Origin of the sequence: Flavobacterium sp. (assembly GCF_029945805.1) — a bacterium.
In the GTDB taxonomy this organism is placed as follows: domain Bacteria; phylum Bacteroidota; class Bacteroidia; order Flavobacteriales; family Flavobacteriaceae; genus Flavobacterium.
The window spans coordinates 15,545-35,759 of sequence record NZ_JAQSDH010000042.1; the positions used below are offsets into that span (position 1 = coordinate 15,545).

The following is a 20,215-nucleotide window of genomic DNA, read 5'->3' on the forward strand; positions in this document are numbered from 1 at the left end:
TTTCCCATAAAAATTAATGTTATGAAAGACAAAATAGGTTTTGGATTAAGAATATTTACATTATTATTCTTTTGCTTAGTGATTACAACTTCTTTTTCAATTTGGAATGAGCCTACCCCATATTTATTTATTGCAGTTTTATTGTTGCTTTTGCTCAATTTTTCTCAGCTCTTGAATCCAATAAGCATCAAAAAGAACTTACTTCTTTACCTAGGAATGATTGCTTACACTGTTTTAATTTACTCTTGGTATAGTAATTATGGATTTAAAAGAGAATTTGATTATAAAGGCGAAACCTTAACTTATGAATACTCGCCATTTAACGGAAGTTATGCGACACTTTTTGGTTATAATCAATTTAATAACACAATGCAAAATAATGAATCTCGCAAAAAAGATGCTATAAGCTTTTTCATTTTTTTACAATGTGATTATTACCAAACAGAACTTAATTACACACCTAAACAAAAAGAAGCTATAAAAAACGGCACCTTAAAAATAATCCAAAGTAATCGGTACTCAAAAGGCAATCTAAAAGATTTTATTTTAGAAAGTGTAAAGAATGATAAAGAATATTATACGAACTATCAAAACCTGACAAAACAGTCAACTGTTGAAATTGACAGCGTTTTAAAATACCGTTACCAGCTGTTTAATCTTCGTGTAGAGGAATAAACTAATCCTCCAACTCCACCACAACGCCATTAAATACTCCACATATTTTACTTTTCTAATCCAAACACCAAATTAAATAAATTTTGCTTTTTGGAATTATATTTTGTTTTTAAAAATTTAATTATACATTTGTATGAAATAAATTAGTGTGCGAATAGTAACTTTCAAGAGGATAAAAGAATTTTCAGAAAAACATCCTGATGCAGAAACTCCTTTAAATCTTTGGTATCACAATGTATCATCCAAAGAATGGAATTCGCTAAACGATATTAGAAATGATTTTAATACTGTTGATTATGTAGGTAATAATCGTTTTGTTTTTAACATAAAAGGAAATGCTTATCGGTTGATTGCCATTATTTCCTTTAATGCCAAAAAAGTTTACATCCGATTTATTGGAACACATGCAGAATATGACAAAATAAAAGACATTAAAAACAGTTAACAATGATACAAACAGAAAAAGAATACAATGCAATTGTTAAAAGAGTTCAAGTACTTTTACAAACTCCTGAAAATATCGAAAATCAGGAAGCACAAGGTTACATTGAATTAAATATTCTATCTGATCTTGTAGCGGATTATGAAGAAAACTATTATCCTATAAGAAAACCAACGCTTTCCGAAACCATGAAATTGCGTATGTTTGAACGAGGATTAAATCAAAAACGCTTATCAGAATTATTAGGAATTAGCACTTCAAGAGTTAGCGAATATTTAACAGGTAAGAGCGAACCAACGCTAAAAACAGCCAGAGATATAAGTCAAAAATTAGATATTGATCCAGTAATTGTCTTAGGGCTTTAATCCTCTAACTCCACCATAAAACTATTCAAAAACGCTACAGAATTTTCAATATCGTAATGCAGAATTCGATCTTCTTTTACCAACGGAACTTCAGCTCTATATGATTTTAGAAACATTTCAATAAATTCACTCGACTGTAATGGTTCTCTGAAATGAATAGCCTGAGAAGCATTCATCAATTCAATTGCCAGAATTCTTTCAAGATTTTCCATAACTTTCAAGCATTTCGTTGCACCATTCGCACCCATACTCACATGATCTTCCTGACCGTTTGAAGAAACGATGCTATCAATACTTGCCGGAGTACACAATTGCTTGTTCTGACTGGCAATGCTCGCTGCCGTATATTGTGGAATCATAAAGCCTGAATTCAGTCCCGGATTCTCAACCAAAAATGGCGGTAATCCTCGCAAGCCTGAAATCAACTGATACGTTCTTCTTTCTGAAATACTTCCCAATTCAGATAAAGCAATCGCCAGGAAATCTAAAGCTAAAGCTAAAGGCTGTCCATGGAAATTCCCACCAGAAATAATCACATCACTTTCTATAAATATATTCGGATTATCGGTAACCGAATTGATTTCCGTTTTAAAAACTTTCTTTACATACTCAATTGTATCTTTCGAAGCACCATGCACTTGCGGAATACAACGGAAAGAATATGGATCCTGAACATGTTCTTTTTCCTGAGCAATAATCTGACTGCCTTCCAACACTTCTTTCATGCGTTTTGCAGTCATAATTTGACCTTTGTGTGGACGTACAAAATGAATCAATTCATCAAAAGGCTCGATTCTTCCATCAAATCCTTCTAGTGAAATTGCCGAAATAACATCCGCAAAATAAGAATATTTCATCGCTTTCATCAAAATGTAACTTCCGTAAGAACTCATAAACTGAGTTCCATTCAATAGAGCCAATCCTTCTTTAGACTGCAGTACAATTGGTTTCCAATTAAACTTATTCAACACCTGAGATGCATGCACTTTTTTACCTTCAAAATTCACTTCACCTTCACCCAATAATGGTAAAGATAAATGGGCTAAAGGCGCTAAATCACCACTTGCTCCTAATGAACCCTGTGTATAAATCACCGGAAGTATATCATTATTATAAAAATCCAGCAGACGTTCAACAGTAACCATCTGCACACCGGAATGCCCATAACTCAACGACTGAATTTTAAGTAAAAGCATAATCTTCACGATTTCCTGAGGTACTTCATCACCAGTTCCACAGGCATGAGATTTTACTAGGTTTTCCTGAAGCTGCGATAGATTTTCATTAGAAATTTTTACATTACATAACGACCCAAAACCAGTATTAATTCCGTAAATAGGTTTATCATTGGTTGCCATTTTCTTATCTAAATAATCACGGCATTTTTGGATGTCTACTTTGGCTTCTTCAGAAAGTTCAAGCGATTTATGTTGGGAGAGAATTTCTTGTAACTGCTCTAAAGTCAAAAGCTCTGTACTGATGTAATGTGTGTTTTCCATTTTTTGTTTGCAAATTGTGCTCAAAATTCAATAAACGATAGTTAAAAAGCAAGTTTTGTTGATACTATTTTATTGAAGATTTGTTAACGAAATCGACTCTAAATTAGAAATAACTTTATTTTTTTTAACTACTTTACATATTACTGTGATATTCACAAAACTTCTGTTAAAACTTTTTTAGTAAGCAAAAAATAGTATTTTTGAAAACATTATGTGGAACAAAAACAACATTCCTTCTTTTACCACTTCAGCTTCTACAGCTGTAACGACTGTTGTTACCACAACAACTACAACCCCATTTGGGGTATAATCATTTCATATAATCCGATTTCATGGACTTTCAACAGAAAGCATACAATTCATAATTCGTAATTCGTAATTCATAATTCATAATTAACTAATGATAGTATTAAAATTTGGCGGCACTTCGGTGGCCAATGCTGAAAATATTGCAAAAACAATTCAGATTGTAACGAACAAAAGTAAAGAAGATAAATTAGCGGTAGTCGTTTCTGCCTTTAGTGGCGTAACCGATTTATTAATCCTGGCCGGAAAAACAGCTTCTTCAAAAGACAAAAGCTATAAAGATATCGTAAGTCAAATCGAAAGGAAGCACAAAGACGCTATAGACGAATTAGTTCCGTTAAGCGAACAAAGCGACATCATCAACACCATAAACCGTGAAATCAACCATCTAAAAACTTTATTGGACGGATGTTACCTTTTGGGGGAATTATCAAACAGAACGGCTGATATCGTGGCTGGTTTTGGCGAATTGTTATCCTCACAAATCATTGCGGTGGCACTAAAACAGAAAGTAAGCAACTCAACATTCAAAGACAGTCGTGAACTAATTAAAACCAATTCTAACTTCGGAAAGGCAAGTGTAGATTTTGCTGTAACGAATAAACTAATTGCTGACTTCTTCAAATTAAATACCAATCAAGCGGTTTTATTGCCTGGATTTATCGCTTCATCTACTGATGGAAACACCACAACGCTTGGTCGTGGCGGCTCTGATTATACTGCGGCTATTATTGCGGCAGCCGTAAAATCTACTGCTTTAGAAATCTGGACCGATGTAAACGGAATGTTTACTGCGAATCCTAAAATTGTAAAACAAGCACAACCTATCGAAACGATTTCGTATCAGGAAGCTATGGAGTTGTCACATTTTGGTGCGAAAGTATTGTATCCGCCCACAATTCAGCCCGTTTTAAAAGATAGTATTCCGATTTATATCAAAAATACTTTCGAAGCTGATGCTTATGGAACGTTAATTTCTAATAATCCAAACGCTTCTACTAACCCAATTAAAGGGATTTCGCATATTGACAATATTGCGTTGCTTACGCTTGAAGGCTCAGGAATGATTGGTGTTTCCGGTTCTTCCAAACGCTTATTCGAAGTACTTTCGCAGGAAAGCATTAACGTCATTTTTATAACTCAAGCCTCTTCTGAACATTCCATCTGCATTGGTATTTTAAACGCTGATGCTGACAGAGCAAAGAGTGCAATTGACAAAACATTCGAAACCGAAATCGCTCAAAACAGAGTTGACCCGACAATTGTTGAAAAAGATTTATGCATCGTTGCCTTAGTTGGCGAAAGTATGAAAAACCATCAGGGAATAAGCGGAAAAATGTTCAGCACTTTAGGAAAGAACAACGTCAATATTCGTGCGATTGCTCAAGGCGCATCCGAAAGAAATATTTCGGTGGTTATCAATGAAAAAGATGTTAAGAAAGCGCTAAATACGTTGCACGAACGATTCTTTGAAGACAATACCAAACAGTTGAATTTGTTCGTAATGGGCGTTGGAAATGTGGGCGAGAAATTCATAGATCAAATTAACCAACAAAAGAAATTCCTGAAAGAAAATCTAAAAATAAACCTTCGTGTTATTGCTATGGCCAACTCAAGAACAATGGTTTTTGATGAAGAAGGAATCAACCTAAAAGATTGGAAAACGGCTCTTGCTGAAGGCGAAAAAGCAAACGTACAAAGCTTTATTAGCAAAGTAAAAGACGGCAACTTACGCAACAGTATCTTTGTTGATATTACGGCTAATTATGACATTGCAGCAATCTATGACAAATTCTTATCTGAAAATATTGCGGTCGTTACTTGTAATAAAATTGCGTGTTCTTCTGAATATAACAACTACAAAAACCTTAAAAATCTTTCCAGAAAATACAATGCTCCTTTTTTATTCGAAACAAATGTTGGAGCTGGATTACCAATTATTGACACGCTAAAACACTTGATTGCTTCTGGGGATAAAGTGAATAAAATTCAAGCTGTATTATCAGGAAGTTTAAACTTTATTTTTAACAATTTCAGCGAGACTTACAATTTTCATGATGTGGTAAAAGAAGCAGGTGTTCAAGGATTTACAGAACCCGATCCGAAGATTGATTTAAGTGGCGTTGATGTTGCTCGTAAGATTTTAATCCTTATCCGTGAAAGCGGTTACCAAATGGATATTGAAGAAATAGAAAACAATTGTTTCCTTCCAAAAGAATGTATGGACACAACCACTAATGAAGACTTTTTTAAATCATTAACCAAGCACGCAGATCATTTTAATAAGCTATTGGCCGAGGCTAAATCTAAAGATAGTCGTATTAAGTTTGTAGCCAAATTTGATAATGGAAAAGCATCTGTTGGACTGCAATTCATTCCAAAAGAAAGCCCGTTTTATAACCTAGAAGGGAAAGACAATATCGTCGAATTCTATACGGATCGCTATGTTGACCAGCCTTTAATTATAAAAGGTGCCGGTGCCGGTGCTGCAGTTACTGCCTCTGGTATTTTTGCTGATGTGATTCGAATTGGAAACGTATAAATAGTCGACAGTCAAAAGTTGGAAAGTCAAAAGTATTTTTCAATTTTGGACTTTAGACTTTAGACTTTAAACATTATGACTACAATAAAAATATTTTGCCCTGCCACGATCGCCAATCTCAATTGTGGATTTGACGTAATGGGATTGTGTCTTGAAGGCATCGGTGACGAAATGATTATTAGAAAAGTAGTCGAAAAAGGAATTAGAATTACCAAAATAATTGGTGCCGATTTACCCTTAGAAACAGAGAAAAACGTCGCGGGTGTCGCGGGATTAGCTTTATTGAATGCTACACAATCGGAATATGGTTTTGAAATCGAAATCTACAAAAAGATAAAAGCTGGAAGCGGAATTGGAAGCAGTTCAGCCAGTGCTGCCGGGGCTGTTTTTGGGATCAACGAACTTATGGGTAGCCCATTTACCAGAAAAGAATTGGTATATTTTGCCATGAAAGGCGAAGTGGTTGCCAGCGGTAGCGAACATGCGGATAATGTTGCACCTTGTCTTCTCGGCGGATTCACTCTTGTTCGTGGTTACAATCCGTTAGATGTGATTAAGATTGAAAGTCCAAGTGAAATTTATGCTGTTGTTTTACATCCACATATTGAAGTGAAAACTGCTGATTCACGTGCCGTATTAAAACCGGAAGTATCTCTGAAAAATGCCATCACTCAATGGGGAAATCTGGGTGGATTAATTGCTGGTTTATATACAAAAGATTATGAATTAATTGGTCGTTCGTTGCAAGATGTTATTATTGAACCGATGCGCAAACAGTTAATCCCTTACTTTGATGAAGTGAAATACAGTGCACTGGCAAATGGTGCATTAGGTTCGGGGATTTCTGGTGCTGGACCCTCTATATTTGCCTTGTGTAAAGGACAAACCATCGCCGAGAAAGTTGCAATCAGCATGAGTAATAGTTACCTAGAAACTGGAATTCCTTTTGATATCCATATCTCAAAAGTAAACGATCAAGGCGTGAAAACATTATAAATAAGCAAAATGAACAAATCAATTTTACTATTTTTATTGGTCTCGTCGATGACATTGGGGCAAAATAAAGATCAGTTGAAAAATTGTTTGATTTCAAAAGAAACAAACATTTCCAAATTACAGAAAAACAAAATGAAGAAGCAGGAAAAAAATGTACTCGGAACCGATTTAGAAATGGCAAGCTTAGAACCATTAACTGGATTTTACAGAGATGGATTTTGTTCAACTGGCACTAATGATACCGGAATTCATGTTGTTGCAGCAGTACTGACCGACGAATTTTTAAACTATTCAAAAGCAAAGGGCAATGACTTAATTACGCCCAATTTAATGTATGGCTTTGCTGGTTTGAAATCAGGTAATGTATGGTGTTTGTGCGCTAACCGATGGAAGGAAGCTTTAAAAGCTGGCGTTGCACCACCAGTAATTTTAAGTGCAACAAATCAAAAAGCATTAGAATACCTGTCATTGGATGATCTAAAGTCACACGTTGTAAAATAATTTAATAACTACCCATTACAAATTATGCACTATTTCAGCCTAAATAATAAATCACATAAAGTTAGTTTCGAAAAAGCCGTTGTAGCTGGTTTAGCGCCAGACCGAGGTTTATATTTCCCGGAAACTATAACACCACTACCCCATTCTTTCTTTGCAAATATTGAGAATCTCTCACAAGAGGAAATTGCTTTTGAAGCGATAAAACAATTTGTCGGCGATGAAATTCCAGAAACCGAACTCAAACGGATTATTGCCGATACTTTATGTTTTGACTTTCCTTGCGTTCCTATTGAAGACAATGTATTTTCATTGGAACTTTTTCACGGACCAACTATGGCGTTCAAAGATGTTGGCGGTCGATTTATGTCGAGATGTTTGGCTTATTTCAATAGAGATAAAGATATAAAAAACGCGGTTCTCGTAGCTACTTCAGGCGATACTGGCGGCGCTGTTGCTAGCGGATTTTTGGGTGTAAAAGGTGTTGAAGTTATCATCTTGTATCCATCCGGAAAAGTAAGCGATATTCAGGAAAGACAGCTTACTACGTTAGGTCAAAATATAAAAGCTTTACAAGTTGATGGCGTTTTTGATGATTGTCAGGATATGGTTAAACAAGCTTTTTTAGATCAAAGTCTGAAGCACTTAAACTTGACTTCAGCAAACTCAATTAACATCGCACGTTGGTTACCACAAATGTTTTATATTTTCTTTGCGTACCAACAATTAAAAAAACACAATAAACCTATTATACTATCTTGTCCAAGTGGAAATTTTGGCAATATTTGCGCTGGAATAATGGCAAAACGATTAGGATTACCTATCGCTCACTTTGTAGCTGCAACGAATGCTAATGATACCGTTCCTAGATTTTTAGAACGAGGTAATTACGATCCAAAACCCTCAATAGCTACAATTTCAAATGCTATGGATGTTGGAAATCCGAGTAATTTTGTACGTATTCAGGAATTATATCACAATGATTTAACTGAATTTGAAAAAGACTTCACTTCCTATTCCTTTACCGATACTGAAACTGAAATTGCGATAAAAGACATTTATAGCAGAACCAAATACATTGCCGAACCGCACGGAGCAGTTGGTTATTTAGGACTTAAAAAAGAAATGATAAAGAAACCAAACAGTATTGGTATATTTCTAGAAACAGCACATCCCATTAAATTCTTAGATACGGTTGAGCCATTATTAAATCTAAAACTGCCCATTCCGAAACAAATTGAAAGTGTTTTAGGCAAAGAAAAAGTCAGTACAAAGATTAAAACTTATGAAGAGTTTAGAGCATTTTTGCACCGATAGCTAAAACTCAAAATTTATACTTTGGCATTAAAATTGTTTAGATTTTTTTAACATTAAAAAACTACGTTTAAAAGCAACAGTTTTTTTCTATTTTTGCTAATCTAATCTAAATAAACCATGAAAAAAATTACTTCTCTCCTTGCCCTATTCCTAATCGTTGCTTCCTGCGGGGTGAAACAAACCCGAAATTATGTGACTTCTGGCGATTACGATGCCGCAATCAACAATGCTGTTGACGGATTACGTGGTAATAAAAATTCCAAAGGAAAACAAGACTACGTTTATCTTTTGGAAGAAGCGTTCGCTAAATCTAAAGAGCGTGATTTACGCAATATCGCCACTTGGTTTAAGGATGCCAATCCCCAAAATTTAGAAAAAATTTACAACACGTATGTTCAACTCAATGCGCGTCAAGAACAAATAAGACCTCTTTTACCATTGAAATTATTAAAAGAAGGACGTGATGCTATTTTCCCATTCGATGATTATTCAGATCAAATTGTAAGCAGCAAAAATGCCTTGTCAAAATACTTATACGACAATTCAAAAGCCTTGTTAATTAATAAAGATAAGTTGGTTCTTCGCCGAGCTTATGATGATTTAGTTTATTTAGAGAGTTTAAATCCAGGTTTTAAAGATGTTTCCAAATTAATTGAAGAAGCTAAATTTAAAGGAACTGATTTTGTCAATGTGTTTACCAAAAACGAAACCAATATGGTGATTCCGACACGTCTTCAAGACGACTTGTTGGATTTCAGCACTTATGGTTTAAACGATAAATGGACGGTTTATCACAGTAACCGTCAAAAAGGAATTACCTATGATTATGGTCTTATTGTAAATTTTAGAGAAATCAATATTTCTCCAGAGCAAATTAAAGAAAAACAATTTGACAAGGAAAAATTAGTGAAAGATGGTTTAAAAAACCTTTTAGATTCTAATGGTAACGTTGTGAAAGACAGTTTGGGGAATCCCATAAAAGTGGATAATATGAAAACGATTCGCGTTAGTGTATATGAATTTTCACAAATAAAAGCGTGTCAAGTAACAGCTAAAGTGGATTATATTAATTTTCAAACCAACCAACTTATTCAAACATTCCCTTTAGCAAGCGAATTTGTATTCTCGAATATCTATTCAAAATACAAAGGGGATAAACGTGCAGTGGAAGAAACGTATTATGAAAACTTTAATAAAAGAGCGATTCCATTTCCGAGCAATGAACAAATGGTTTATGATACCGGTAACGACTTAAAAGCGAAGCTTAAAGACATCATCGTTAGAAATAAAATTAGAAGATAATATTTAGATATTAGATTTAAAAAGAAACCCGAATTAGTAATTCGGGTTTCTTTTTTATATAAATCGTTCTAAATCAGTTGCATTAATATTTTCATGCGAAGAATGGTAAATCGCTTTTCCATCTTTTATCACAATTAACTGTGGCGATTGATGCACTACTCCAAAACGCGAAGCAATTTCATTTGAAATGGATCTACGAGCTAATAAATCTAAATAATACAAACTCATTTGGTCTTTAGAAATGTTATAGTTTTTTTGAAACTGATTCCACGCCATTTTGCTAATTCCGCAAGTGATGCTGTGTTTAAAAATGGCCACCGGTTTTTCAAAAGATTCTATTTTGATAGCCTCTAATTCTGCTATATCTTCTAAATAATTCCAAAATACATCAGGCATTTGTTTTGAATTCTCACCTCCGAATAATTTCTCGAAAATACTCATAACTATCTTTTTATTAATGTGAAACTCGTTGTTTCACTCTTTACAAAGATAAAAAAACCATTCTGGTTATAGAATGGTTTTTTAAATATAGAATTTTAAATTATTTAATCGTCTTGGTCTTCCATTTCGGTTGCGTCTTCAATATGATCATTTAATGACTGAGCCAAAGCGTTATTACCATCAGTATCATCTGGACCAATTTCGATCACGCCATTTCCATTACCATCTAAAGCGCTACTCAAGTCAACTTGACTTAAAACTTGATTTAAATCGAAGTTAAAAACCAAATCAAAAGAACCATTGTTTACTACTAAATTTTGAGCGCTGTTATCGTAGTCAATTTCGAATTCTTGTTCAAAATCATGCCAAAAAACAAAAGGTGTTCCGTTGATAGTTCCTCTAATTTCAACAGTTTTGTTATACATTGGAGAAGTACTAACTAAACTTTTATTGAGTTTAAATTCAACTTCTTCGTAAGTCCCGTTTGCAATAGTTACAGTTGTTATTGGAGCGCTTTGATTTAGCAAATTTAATTCCCACGGACCATTAAGCTTAACTTCATCATCGCCATTATACATTCCGTCATGATTGTCATCGCCTTGACCATTATCATCACTTCCACTATTGTCGTTGTTGTCATCACCTTCTGATTCAGCTAATTTGAATTCAATTTCTTTAATATTGATAGTAAAACTAGTTAATACAACATCAGCATTCATAACTTGACCTGAACCACTTTTATTTGCTACATTGGTGTAAGTCGCTTTTGCTAAAATTTTCATTGTGTTTTGACTTGTGCTGCTGTCACTTGAACACGAAGTTACCGCGATGAACACTACTAGGATTCCAAATAATTTTTTTAAGTTTTTCATAAATAATATCAATTTTATAAGTTGTAAATATAAAACAGATTCAATCTAAATTACCCTACTTTATGTAGATATTTTTTTAATACTAATTAATTCTTCTATTCTTTAAAAGCTTTATTTGTTTACTTTATATTTGTCCTAACTAAATCGATAAAGCACATGGAAGAATGCATCTCCGTATTTGATATGCTCAAAATTGGTGTCGGACCCTCTAGTTCTCATACACTTGGCCCTTGGCGTGCTGCTGAACGTTTTTTAGTAGAACTCGAATCAGCCAGTTTATTTGCTGATATCACACGCATTAAAGTTGATTTGTATGGTTCTCTTTCCTTAACGGGAAAAGGTCACGCTACTGATTTGGCCGTAATGCTGGGGTTAAGCGGGCAAGATCCTGAATATATTCCAGTGCAAGATATAGACGGGATTATTAAAGGTATCGAAAATAAAAACGAAATCAATTTAGGCAACAAAACTACAATTCCGTTCTACTTTTTACAGGATATTATTTTCAATAAAAACTTTCTACCGTTTCATGCAAATGGTATCACATTTACTGCTTTTTTGAATGATGATACCCAATATACCTCTACCTTCTACTCTATTGGCGGTGGATTTGTAGTCAAAGAAGAACGGGAAAATGCGAAGAAAAAATCCAAAATAAAATGTGCTTTTCCTTTTCCAATCCAAAATGCCGAAGAACTATTACAATATACGATTACTGAAAATAAATTGGTTTCTGAAATCGTTTATGAGAATGAAAAATCCATGCGTACGGAAGAAGAAATCAATCACGAGTTAATGCGCATTTGGAATACGATGCTTGAATGTATGTACATTGGCTGTCATTCAGAGGGTATTTTACCTGGCGGTTTAAATGTTAGAAGACGCGCTTTCGATATGCATCAAAATCTTATAGGATTGGCCAATTACTCAAATCCGCAAGAATGGTTAGAATGCATCCGAAAAACTGAAGTCAAATTTCGGCAAATATTAAAATGGGTTTCGTGTTTTGCACTAGCTGTGAATGAAGTAAATGCCGCTTTAGGAAGAGTGGTAACGGCTCCAACTAATGGAAGCGCTGGTGTAATTCCTTCGGTTTTAATGTATTATTTAGTAATCGAAAATCACCAAGCAGGCGAAAAGGAAATCAAACAATTCCTCATGGTTGCTGGTGAAATTGGAAGTATATTTAAGAAAGGTTCCACTATTTCTGCAGCTATGGGCGGATGTCAAGCGGAAATTGGTGTTTCTTCAGCAATGGCAGCCGCAGCATTGTGCGAATTAATGGGCGGCACTTCAGACCAAGTTTTAATGGCAGCCGAAATCGCAATGGAACATCATCTTGGAATGACTTGCGATCCAATTGGTGGTTTAGTACAAATTCCTTGTATCGAACGCAACACTATGGGTGCAATTAAAGCAATTAATGCAGCAGAATTAGCTTTAGAAACTGATGCTAAAAATGCTAAAGTTCCCTTAGACAAAGTAATTGAAACAATGTGGAAAACGGCCAAAGACATGAACTCAAAATATAAAGAGACTTCAGAAGGCGGACTAGCAATAGCAGTAAATATGGCAGATTGTTAAAAATTCTATAACATTTTAATTTAATTATATAAGCGTTATAGGTCATAAATATTTCACCTTTGAAGTAAAATAGGTAAAACATGACGAGTGGCTTATTACTTATTTAAATTAAACTATATTATTTGATTTGAAAAAGTACTTCACAAAAGGTCTCAGAATTATCCTTTGGATATTATTAGCAGTAATAGGTCTCGTATTATTAGTTAGTATCGCGCTTCAAATTCCCGCAGTACAGCGCTATTCCAGTGACAAAGCCGTTGCTTATTTGGAATCAAAAATCAAAACAAAAGTTTCAGTTGGTAGAGTACGCATCGGCTTCCCAAAAGATGTCACACTTGAAAATGTATATTTTGAAGACCAAAAAAAAGATACGCTTTTATGGGGAAAAAAAATTGCTGTTAACCTCGACATGTACGGATTATTGAACAACAAAGTTGATATTAAATTTGTTGAACTAGAAGATATAGCGGCTAAAGTTGAACGAAATTCACAGGGAGAATTCAATTTTGATTATATCATCAAAGCCTTTGCGTCGCAAAAAAAGAAAAGCACTTCTCCGCCGATGGAATTTTCTATTGACAAAGTAGAATTGAACAATATCAGAATTAAGTACGCCGATGACTATTCAAAAAACAACATAAAAATGAATCTTGTTCATTTGGATACGAGAATAAAAACTTTCGATCTGAACCAAATGAATTTTGAAGTTCCCCAAATTAAAATTGAAGGCTCGCAATTATCATACAAAAAAGGAATTGCTCAGAATAACCCAATTTCATCCAACGCAAAGGCAAAAAGTCCTGACGTAAAGCTAAAATTTGGCACCATTGATTTGTCGAAAATCCAACTGGATTATCAGGATGACGAAGCAAAGTTGGCAACAAATCTAGAGTTGAAAAAACTATTGGTGAAAGTCAATAATTTCGACCTTAAAAATAATGTAATTGACTTAGATAAATTAGAATTATCCGATGCTAAAGGTGCTTTAAGTTTGGGTGAAATTCTTAAAGAAACTAATACTAATCCATCTAACTCTAAATCAAATAATTGGAAAATAAAAGCAAACGAAGTTGCTTTCGAAAATGTCAACTTCAAATTTGATGATGCCAATGGAAAAGCGGTGCAAAAGGGCATCGACTACGGGCATTTAGACATTACCAATTTTAACTTGGATGCTAATAAAATCGCATACGATTCAGAAGTAATATCCGGAAAAATCAATGCTTTGAAAGTCGAAGAAAAGAGCGGATTTAAAGTAGAATCACTTAAAACTACTTTTTACTACGGACAAAAGAATGCGTTTCTAAAAGACTTATATTTAAAAACACCGCAAACCACTTTACGCAATGAAATCACTATAGAGTATCCTTCGATAGCGTCACTTTCAAAAAATCCTGGTGCACTTACAATGAACGCCAATCTAAACCAAAGCAGGATTGGTTTTAAGGATATAGTATTTTTTGCGCCTGAACTTTTAAAAAATAATCCGTTTAAAGACAATCCGAACGCGATCGTTCTTTTGGATACTAAAATTTCGGGAAAATTGAATAAATTGAATATCCCAAATCTTCAAGTTAGTGGCATTGGAGCAACAAAAGTAAATGTGAGTGGACAGATTGTGGGTTTACCCGACTTCGAAAAAGCCTATTTCAATTTAAATATTAAAAATTTACAATCGACCGCCAAAGATGTTTATAGTTTTATACCTAAAAATACGATTCCAAACACCCTACAATTACCTGCAAACTTCACGGCTAAAGGAACTTTTAAAGGAACAATTACAAACTTTAATACCAATTTGAATCTAACCACAACCTCTGGAAATGCAAAAATTAGTGGCAATTTGGACCGAAGAGTTAAGAATGGCGAAAAATACAATTTTGATGCTACGCTAGATAATTTTGACTTGGGTCGCTTAATCAAAAACGATTCTATTGGCAAGATAACGCTCAAAACAAAAATAAAAGGAACCGGGTTTGATTCAAAAACTGCGAACGCAATGGTGGACGCAACTATTGTAAAAGCTAATTTTAATAACTACACGTATCAACATTTAGTTCTTGACGGCAAAATAAATAATGGTGTTTTTAATGCTAATGCTACTATTCAAGATCCGAATTTGAAATTTGATTTGGTTTCAAGCGGCAGTTTTAAAGATAAATATCCAAAAGGAAAAATTCAGTTGAATGTGGATATTGCCGACTTGAATAAACTGAACCTTCACGCAGGTCCGCTTAAAATACGCGGTGTTTTGGATGCTGACATACAATCTGGAAACATAGATTATCTTAACGGAAAAGCTAGTATTCACAATTTAATAATTGCTACAGAAAAAGATCAGTTTGTTACCGATTCTATAAATGTCGTAGCCGTTTCAACATCTGAAAAAAATTCAATTGTTCTTAAATCTCAATTCTTAGATGCTGAGTTTGTTGGAAAATATCAATTATCTACTATTGCAAATTCTATTAAAAATAGCATTTCGAATTATTATAATTTAAAAACGGGTTCCAAAAATGTTCCATATGGCAAACAGCAATTAGCTTTTAAAGTAAATGTAAAAAGTACTCCTATCCTACTTAAAATTTTTCCGGAATTGAAAAATTTGGAGCCTATTGCAATTACTGGAAGATATAATTCTATCAACGATACTATTGCTGTAAATGGAACTATTCCAAAATTGGTTTATGGTGCAAATACAATGGCAAATGCTGTAATTAAAATTGATAAAAAAGACAATGCTCTTCTTTACAACTTAAGTGTTGATCAAATTAAAAATACAACGATTGAGCTTCCAAAAACAAGTCTCAGTGGCCAATTAGCAGATAATGTTTTAGAGTATACCTTGTTGATTAAAGATTTAAAAAACAAGGATCGTTATCAGATTGCTGGAAATTTACAGTCAAAAAATGGTGGCGATGAGATTGCACTTGATCCTCAGAAATTATTGTTGAATTACGACAAATGGTTACTTTCAGAAGAGAACAAAATCCGTTTGGCGAACAACTCGATTTATATTAATGATTTTGAATTGAGTAAAGACGGAAGTAGCATCAGCTTACAATCGGAGTCGCAAGGTTCAAATCCTCCATTGGCCATCGAATTTAAAGATTTTGCGATTCAAACCCTAACGGATATTGTTCAATTGAAAAACATTCAAATAGATGGAAACATCGACGGCAAAGCAGTTTTGAAAAATTTAATGTCAAAAGTCCTTTTTACAGCTGATGTTACCATTGAAGATTTCGCTTTCAAGAAAAATCCTGTGGGGACAATCTATGTGAATGTTGACAATTATACTACTAATACCTATACCGCTAAAATTGAACTTACTGGCGAAGACAATCAGTTGAATTTAGACGGAACTTACAGCGCAAATAAAGATAATTTGAATATGAATCTGGACATTCAAAAATTAAATATTAAGAGCATTCAGGGATTTTCAATGGATAATATTACGGACGGAGCTGGATATTTAAATGGACAGTTCAAGATTGCAGGAAAATTGAATAATCCAAAATTACTTGGAGAATTGAAATTTAATGACGTCGGATTTAAAGCCACAAAACTAAACGGCAAATTCAAATCTATGAATGATAAGCTGGTTTTTAGTGAAAACGGTATTCATCTTGACAACTTTACAATTAAAGATGAATTAAATAATGATTTGACTATTAACGGAAACATTAATAATCAGGACTATGCTAATTTAGGATTTGACCTGACTGTTGATGCTGACAATTTTAAAGCTGTAAATTCTAAAGCGAAAGACAATGATACTTTTTATGGTCAATTGTTTTTAGACAATCATTTACTAGTTAAAGGTACACTGAACAGCCCAATAGTTGAAGGTACTGTCAAAATAAACAAAGACACAAAGTTCACTATAGTTTTACCTCAAGATGATCCGTCCATTGCTGATAGAGAAGGAATTGTCGAGTTTATCGATCAAGATCAACCAAAGTTATTCACAACCACTGTTTCGCTTGATGAAACACTAAGTGAGACTGAAATTAAAGGAATCAATGCTTCGGTTACTATTGAGGTGGATAAAGAGGCCGAATTGTCCTTAGTTATTGATAAAGCAAATGGAGATTATTTAAAATTAAAAGGTGAAGCGCAATTATCTGGTGGAATTGATCCATCGGGAAAAACTTCTTTAACTGGACGCTACGAACTTTCAGAAGGTAGTTATGAAATGAGTTTTAATCTTATTAAAAGAAAATTTGATATCAAAAACGGAAGCTATATTCTTTGGACAGGTGAACCAACGACAGCTGATGTAAATATTACTGCGATTTATAAGATTGAGGCAGCGCCAATTGATTTGTTAAGTAACCAGTTATCATCCTTAACACCTGAAGAAAGAAATACCTACAAACAAAAAATTCCATTTGAAACCGAATTGAAAATGACTGGTGAATTACTAAAACCAAGTATTTCGTTTAATATCGTTTTACCCGAAGGAAATAATAATGTTTCTGGCGACATCATCACTAAAACAGATGCTAAATTAGCACAATTACGTCAAGAACCAGACGAATTGAACAAACAAGTCTTCGCTTTGCTTTTATTAGGTCGATTCATTGGTGAAGATCCATTTTCAAGTGAAAGTGGAGGAACAACTGCTTCAGGTTTAGTAAGGGAAAGTGCGAGTAAAATATTGTCGCAACAGCTTAATAATTTTGCCAGTAATTTGATTAAAGGTTTTGAATTGAATTTCGATTTGGCCTCTTCAGAAGATTATACAACAGGTCAGAAAGAAAATAAAACCGATTTGAATGTTGGTTTATCTAAAAAATTATTGAATGACAGATTGAAAGTTACTATTGGAAGCAGTTTTGGAATCGAAGGTCCGGAACAACCTAATAAAGAAGCGAATAACATTGCGGGAGATATTGGGGCCGAATACCAACTGTCAAAAGACGGTCGTTACAAACTTCGCGCATACAGAAAAAATTTGTATCAAGTAGCGTTGCAGGGTCAAGTGATTGAAACTGGAGTTGGATTCGTAATAACATTGGATTACAACCAATTTAGAGAATTATTTCATTCAAAAAAAGAAGCTGAAAAGCCAAAAGCCAAAAAGAAATCAAATGAATAAGAACTTTCTATACATCCTTTTCCTTGTTTTATTTGTAGCCGCATGTAGCGGTACAAAAGGCTTGCCTGAAGGTGAATTGCTATACACAGGTGGTAAAGTAACTGTGGTAAAAGAAGATTCTATTTCTAGAAAAGAGCGTAAAAAATTACAAGGTAAACTCAAAGAAATACTACGTCCTATTCCTAACAAATCATTTCTTGGGATGCGTCCTAAATTATTCTTATATAATCTTGCAGGAAATGTAAAAAAAGAAAAAGGGTTCCGTCATTGGCTAAAGTACAGTCTTGGTGAAGCTCCCGTTTTATTCAGTCAAGTTGATTTAGAATACAATAGAGCACTACTACAAAACTACTCTGAAAATAATGGATACTACAACACCAGAACTAGCGCCGATTCAACCAAACATGGCAAAACAGTGACGGCCAAATATAAAGTAACAACGGGACAAAAATACAGAATTAAATCGGTTCAATTTCCAACAGATTCCTCCGTAATTAGCCAAGAAATACTAAAAATGAAGCGACAAAGTTTGCTTAAAGTTGGGCAATCCTACAGTTTAGATAATATCAAAGCGGAAAGAATCAGGCTTGATTTACTTTTAAAAGAAAGAGGATTTTATTTTTTTAATGCAGATTATCTTAAGGTTCAAGTTGACAGCACAGTGGGAAAACGAGATGTTGATTTATTCTTAAAAGTAAAAGATGAAGCACCAGATAAAGCAAAAAAACCATTTAAAATCAACAAGATAATTATCTATCCCAACTATGCACTGAATCAAGATTCGTTGGTTAAGGTTGAAAAATACAAGGATTACGCCATTATTGGAAATAATAATTTATTCAAACCTCGAATTTTTGATAGAGCTTTATACTTCGAAAAAGATGATCTGTACAACAGAACAAACCATAATCTATCCTTAAACAGATTAGTGAATTTGGGGACATTCAAATTTGTAAAAAATCAATTTAAAGTTGTTGATACTACCGGAAATTACCTTGATGCGTATTACTATCTCACACCACTTCCGCGAAAATCAATTCGTATCGAAATCTTAGCAAAGACTAATTCTGCCAATTATACGGGTACGGAATTAAAAATAAATTGGAGTAATCGAAATACATTTCATGGTGCCGAATTACTTCAAGTTTCTGCTTTTGGTGGACTTGAAGTACAACTAGGCGGAAAAAACAACGGATTTAATGTATATCGATTTGGTGGTGAAGCAAGCCTAACTTGGCCTAGGTTCATTTCTCCATTTAAATTTAAATCTTCTAGTGGATATGTTCCGAGAACCAATACAACCCTTGGATACGAATTCCAAAACAGAAAACAGCTGTATTCACTGCAGACATTCAAAGCGTCATTTGGTTATGCTTGGAAGGAAAACATTCGTAAAGAACATATGCTGAACATCACTGAAATCACATTTGCGAGTCCATCAAATATAACAACCTTGTATAAGGAACAAGTACTAGAAAATCCATCATTAAAAAATGTGATTGCAAAACAGTTAATTTTTGGACCAACCTATAGCTATACTTACAATACAGAAATGGAAAAAAACAGGAAAAATACTTTTTACTACAAAGGTGCAATTGATTTTTCTGGAAACATTTACGGATTAGCTGTGGGTGCAGACATCAAAAAAGGAGATACAATAAAAGTTTTGGGAATTCCATTCAGTCAATTTATCAAAGTACAAAACGAATTCAAACACACGTATAGATTCAGTAAAAATTCAGAGCTAAAAAGTAGAATTATTGTTGGAGCAGGTTTTGCCTATGGAAATTCCGATTTGATTCCGTTCAGTAAACAATTCTTTATTGGAGGTACCAATAGTTTGCGAGCCTTCCGTTCGCGAACATTAGGTCCGGGAAGCTATGATGGTTCGATTCAAACAAGTCAATTTATCCCTGATCAATCGGGAGATGTAAAATTAGAATTCAACTCTGAATATCGTGCCAAAATATATCGTTTTATCAATGGAGCGTTATTTATGGATGCTGGAAATATTTGGTTGCTAAATAAAGATGAAAATAAACCCGGATCTCAATTAACAAGAGATTTTATGAAAGAACTTGCTGTAGGGGTTGGTGCCGGACTTCGATTTGATTTCAGCTTTTTAGTACTTAGAACCGATTTGGCTTTTCCTTTAAGAAAACCTTATTTACCGGACGGAAAGCGTTGGGTAATTGATCAAGTTAATTTTGCAAGCGGCCCTTGGCGAAGTGATAATCTGGTGTTTAATTTAGCGATTGGTTATCCGTTTTAA

14 protein-coding genes are annotated in these 20,215 nt (G+C 34.1%); 11 read left to right on the forward strand and 3 right to left on the reverse strand.

Going from position 1 to position 20,215, the window contains the following annotated elements; translation table 11 throughout:
- Positions 1-21: 21 nt before the first annotated feature.
- From PSU83_RS10850 to PSU83_RS10860, 3 genes are all read left to right on the forward strand, one after another.
- The gene (locus tag PSU83_RS10850) at positions 22-675 is read left to right on the forward strand and encodes a hypothetical protein (protein WP_300589468.1); all 654 of its coding nucleotides are present in this window, start codon (positions 22-24) and stop codon (positions 673-675) included.
- 148 nt (positions 676-823) lie between these two features.
- On the forward strand, positions 824-1,120 hold the full coding sequence (locus PSU83_RS10855; RefSeq protein ID WP_300589469.1) for a type II toxin-antitoxin system HigB family toxin: 297 nt from the start codon (positions 824-826) through the stop codon (positions 1,118-1,120).
- Positions 1,121-1,122: 2 nt separating this feature from the next.
- Positions 1,123-1,482, forward strand: a complete 360-nt coding sequence (locus PSU83_RS10860; protein WP_300589470.1) for a helix-turn-helix domain-containing protein — start codon at positions 1,123-1,125, stop codon at positions 1,480-1,482.
- Here PSU83_RS10860 and hutH read toward each other — a convergent pair.
- The gene (hutH, locus tag PSU83_RS10865) at positions 1,479-2,981 is read right to left on the reverse strand and encodes a histidine ammonia-lyase (RefSeq protein ID WP_300589471.1); all 1,503 of its coding nucleotides are present in this window, start codon (positions 2,979-2,981) and stop codon (positions 1,479-1,481) included. The genes PSU83_RS10860 and hutH overlap by 4 nt on opposite strands.
- 400 nt (positions 2,982-3,381) lie before the next feature.
- Here hutH and thrA point away from each other — a divergent pair, with 400 nt between their 5' ends.
- The 5 genes from thrA to PSU83_RS10890 all read left to right on the forward strand — a co-directional run bounded on the left by thrA (position 3,382) and on the right by PSU83_RS10890 (position 9,942).
- On the forward strand, positions 3,382-5,829 hold the full coding sequence (thrA, locus tag PSU83_RS10870; protein WP_300589472.1) for a bifunctional aspartate kinase/homoserine dehydrogenase I: 2,448 nt from the start codon (positions 3,382-3,384) through the stop codon (positions 5,827-5,829).
- Between the two features lie 75 nt (positions 5,830-5,904).
- Complete coding sequence (locus tag PSU83_RS10875) at positions 5,905-6,825, forward strand: homoserine kinase (RefSeq protein ID WP_300589473.1); 921 nt, start codon at positions 5,905-5,907, stop codon at positions 6,823-6,825.
- Positions 6,826-6,834: 9 nt separating this feature from the next.
- The gene (locus tag PSU83_RS10880; RefSeq protein WP_363319890.1) at positions 6,835-7,326 is read left to right on the forward strand and encodes a DUF2237 domain-containing protein; all 492 of its coding nucleotides are present in this window, start codon (positions 6,835-6,837) and stop codon (positions 7,324-7,326) included.
- 24 nt (positions 7,327-7,350) lie between these two features.
- Positions 7,351-8,640 carry a threonine synthase gene (gene thrC, locus PSU83_RS10885; protein ID WP_300589474.1) on the forward strand — a complete coding sequence of 430 codons (1,290 nt, stop codon included), beginning with the start codon at positions 7,351-7,353 and terminating at the stop codon, positions 8,638-8,640.
- A 117-nt stretch (positions 8,641-8,757) separates the two neighbouring features.
- Positions 8,758-9,942 carry a hypothetical protein gene (locus PSU83_RS10890; protein WP_300589475.1) on the forward strand — a complete coding sequence of 395 codons (1,185 nt, stop codon included), beginning with the start codon at positions 8,758-8,760 and terminating at the stop codon, positions 9,940-9,942.
- 54 nt (positions 9,943-9,996) lie between these two features.
- Here PSU83_RS10890 and ytxJ read toward each other — a convergent pair whose 3' ends face one another.
- Both ytxJ and PSU83_RS10900 read right to left on the reverse strand, forming a co-directional pair.
- A complete protein-coding gene (ytxJ, locus tag PSU83_RS10895; protein ID WP_300589476.1) occupies positions 9,997-10,383 on the reverse strand; it encodes a bacillithiol system redox-active protein YtxJ in 387 nt (128 codons plus the stop codon).
- Positions 10,384-10,487: 104 nt separating this feature from the next.
- Positions 10,488-11,255: a hypothetical protein gene (locus tag PSU83_RS10900; RefSeq protein WP_300589477.1), complete on the reverse strand. Its 768-nt coding sequence runs from the start codon at positions 11,253-11,255 to the stop codon at positions 10,488-10,490.
- Between the two features lie 156 nt (positions 11,256-11,411).
- On the opposite strand from PSU83_RS10900, the gene PSU83_RS10905 reads away from it, so the two are divergent.
- The 3 genes from PSU83_RS10905 (at position 11,412) to PSU83_RS10915 (ending at position 20,215) form a co-directional block, all read left to right on the forward strand.
- Complete coding sequence (locus PSU83_RS10905) at positions 11,412-12,839, forward strand: L-serine ammonia-lyase (protein ID WP_300589478.1); 1,428 nt, start codon at positions 11,412-11,414, stop codon at positions 12,837-12,839.
- 127 nt (positions 12,840-12,966) lie between these two features.
- Positions 12,967-17,943, forward strand: coding sequence for a translocation/assembly module TamB domain-containing protein (locus tag PSU83_RS10910; RefSeq protein ID WP_300589479.1), 4,977 nt, complete (start codon positions 12,967-12,969; stop codon positions 17,941-17,943).
- Positions 17,936-20,215, forward strand: a complete 2,280-nt coding sequence (locus PSU83_RS10915) for a BamA/TamA family outer membrane protein (protein ID WP_300589480.1) — start codon at positions 17,936-17,938, stop codon at positions 20,213-20,215. The genes PSU83_RS10910 and PSU83_RS10915 overlap by 8 nt, the downstream gene beginning before the upstream one ends.

What these genes read in the sequence shown, in the direction of transcription:
- PSU83_RS10875 (WP_300589473.1), top strand. Translation starts at nt 5,905, where the DNA reads ATGACTACAATAAAAATATTTTGCCCTGCCACGATCGCCAATCTCAAT.
- thrC (WP_300589474.1), top strand. Translation starts at nt 7,351, where the DNA reads ATGCACTATTTCAGCCTAAATAATAAATCACATAAAGTTAGTTTCGAA.
- PSU83_RS10915 (WP_300589480.1), top strand. Translation starts at nt 17,936, where the DNA reads ATGAATAAGAACTTTCTATACATCCTTTTCCTTGTTTTATTTGTAGCC.
- PSU83_RS10850 (WP_300589468.1), top strand. Translation starts at nt 22, where the DNA reads ATGAAAGACAAAATAGGTTTTGGATTAAGAATATTTACATTATTATTC.
- PSU83_RS10890 (WP_300589475.1), top strand. Translation starts at nt 8,758, where the DNA reads ATGAAAAAAATTACTTCTCTCCTTGCCCTATTCCTAATCGTTGCTTCC.
- ytxJ (WP_300589476.1), bottom strand. Translation starts at nt 10,383, where the DNA reads ATGAGTATTTTCGAGAAATTATTCGGAGGTGAGAATTCAAAACAAATG.
- PSU83_RS10880 (WP_363319890.1), top strand. Translation starts at nt 6,835, where the DNA reads ATGAACAAATCAATTTTACTATTTTTATTGGTCTCGTCGATGACATTG.
- hutH (WP_300589471.1), bottom strand. Translation starts at nt 2,981, where the DNA reads ATGGAAAACACACATTACATCAGTACAGAGCTTTTGACTTTAGAGCAG.
- PSU83_RS10900 (WP_300589477.1), bottom strand. Translation starts at nt 11,255, where the DNA reads ATGAAAAACTTAAAAAAATTATTTGGAATCCTAGTAGTGTTCATCGCG.
- PSU83_RS10905 (WP_300589478.1), top strand. Translation starts at nt 11,412, where the DNA reads ATGGAAGAATGCATCTCCGTATTTGATATGCTCAAAATTGGTGTCGGA.
- PSU83_RS10860 (WP_300589470.1), top strand. Translation starts at nt 1,123, where the DNA reads ATGATACAAACAGAAAAAGAATACAATGCAATTGTTAAAAGAGTTCAA.
- thrA (WP_300589472.1), top strand. Translation starts at nt 3,382, where the DNA reads ATGATAGTATTAAAATTTGGCGGCACTTCGGTGGCCAATGCTGAAAAT.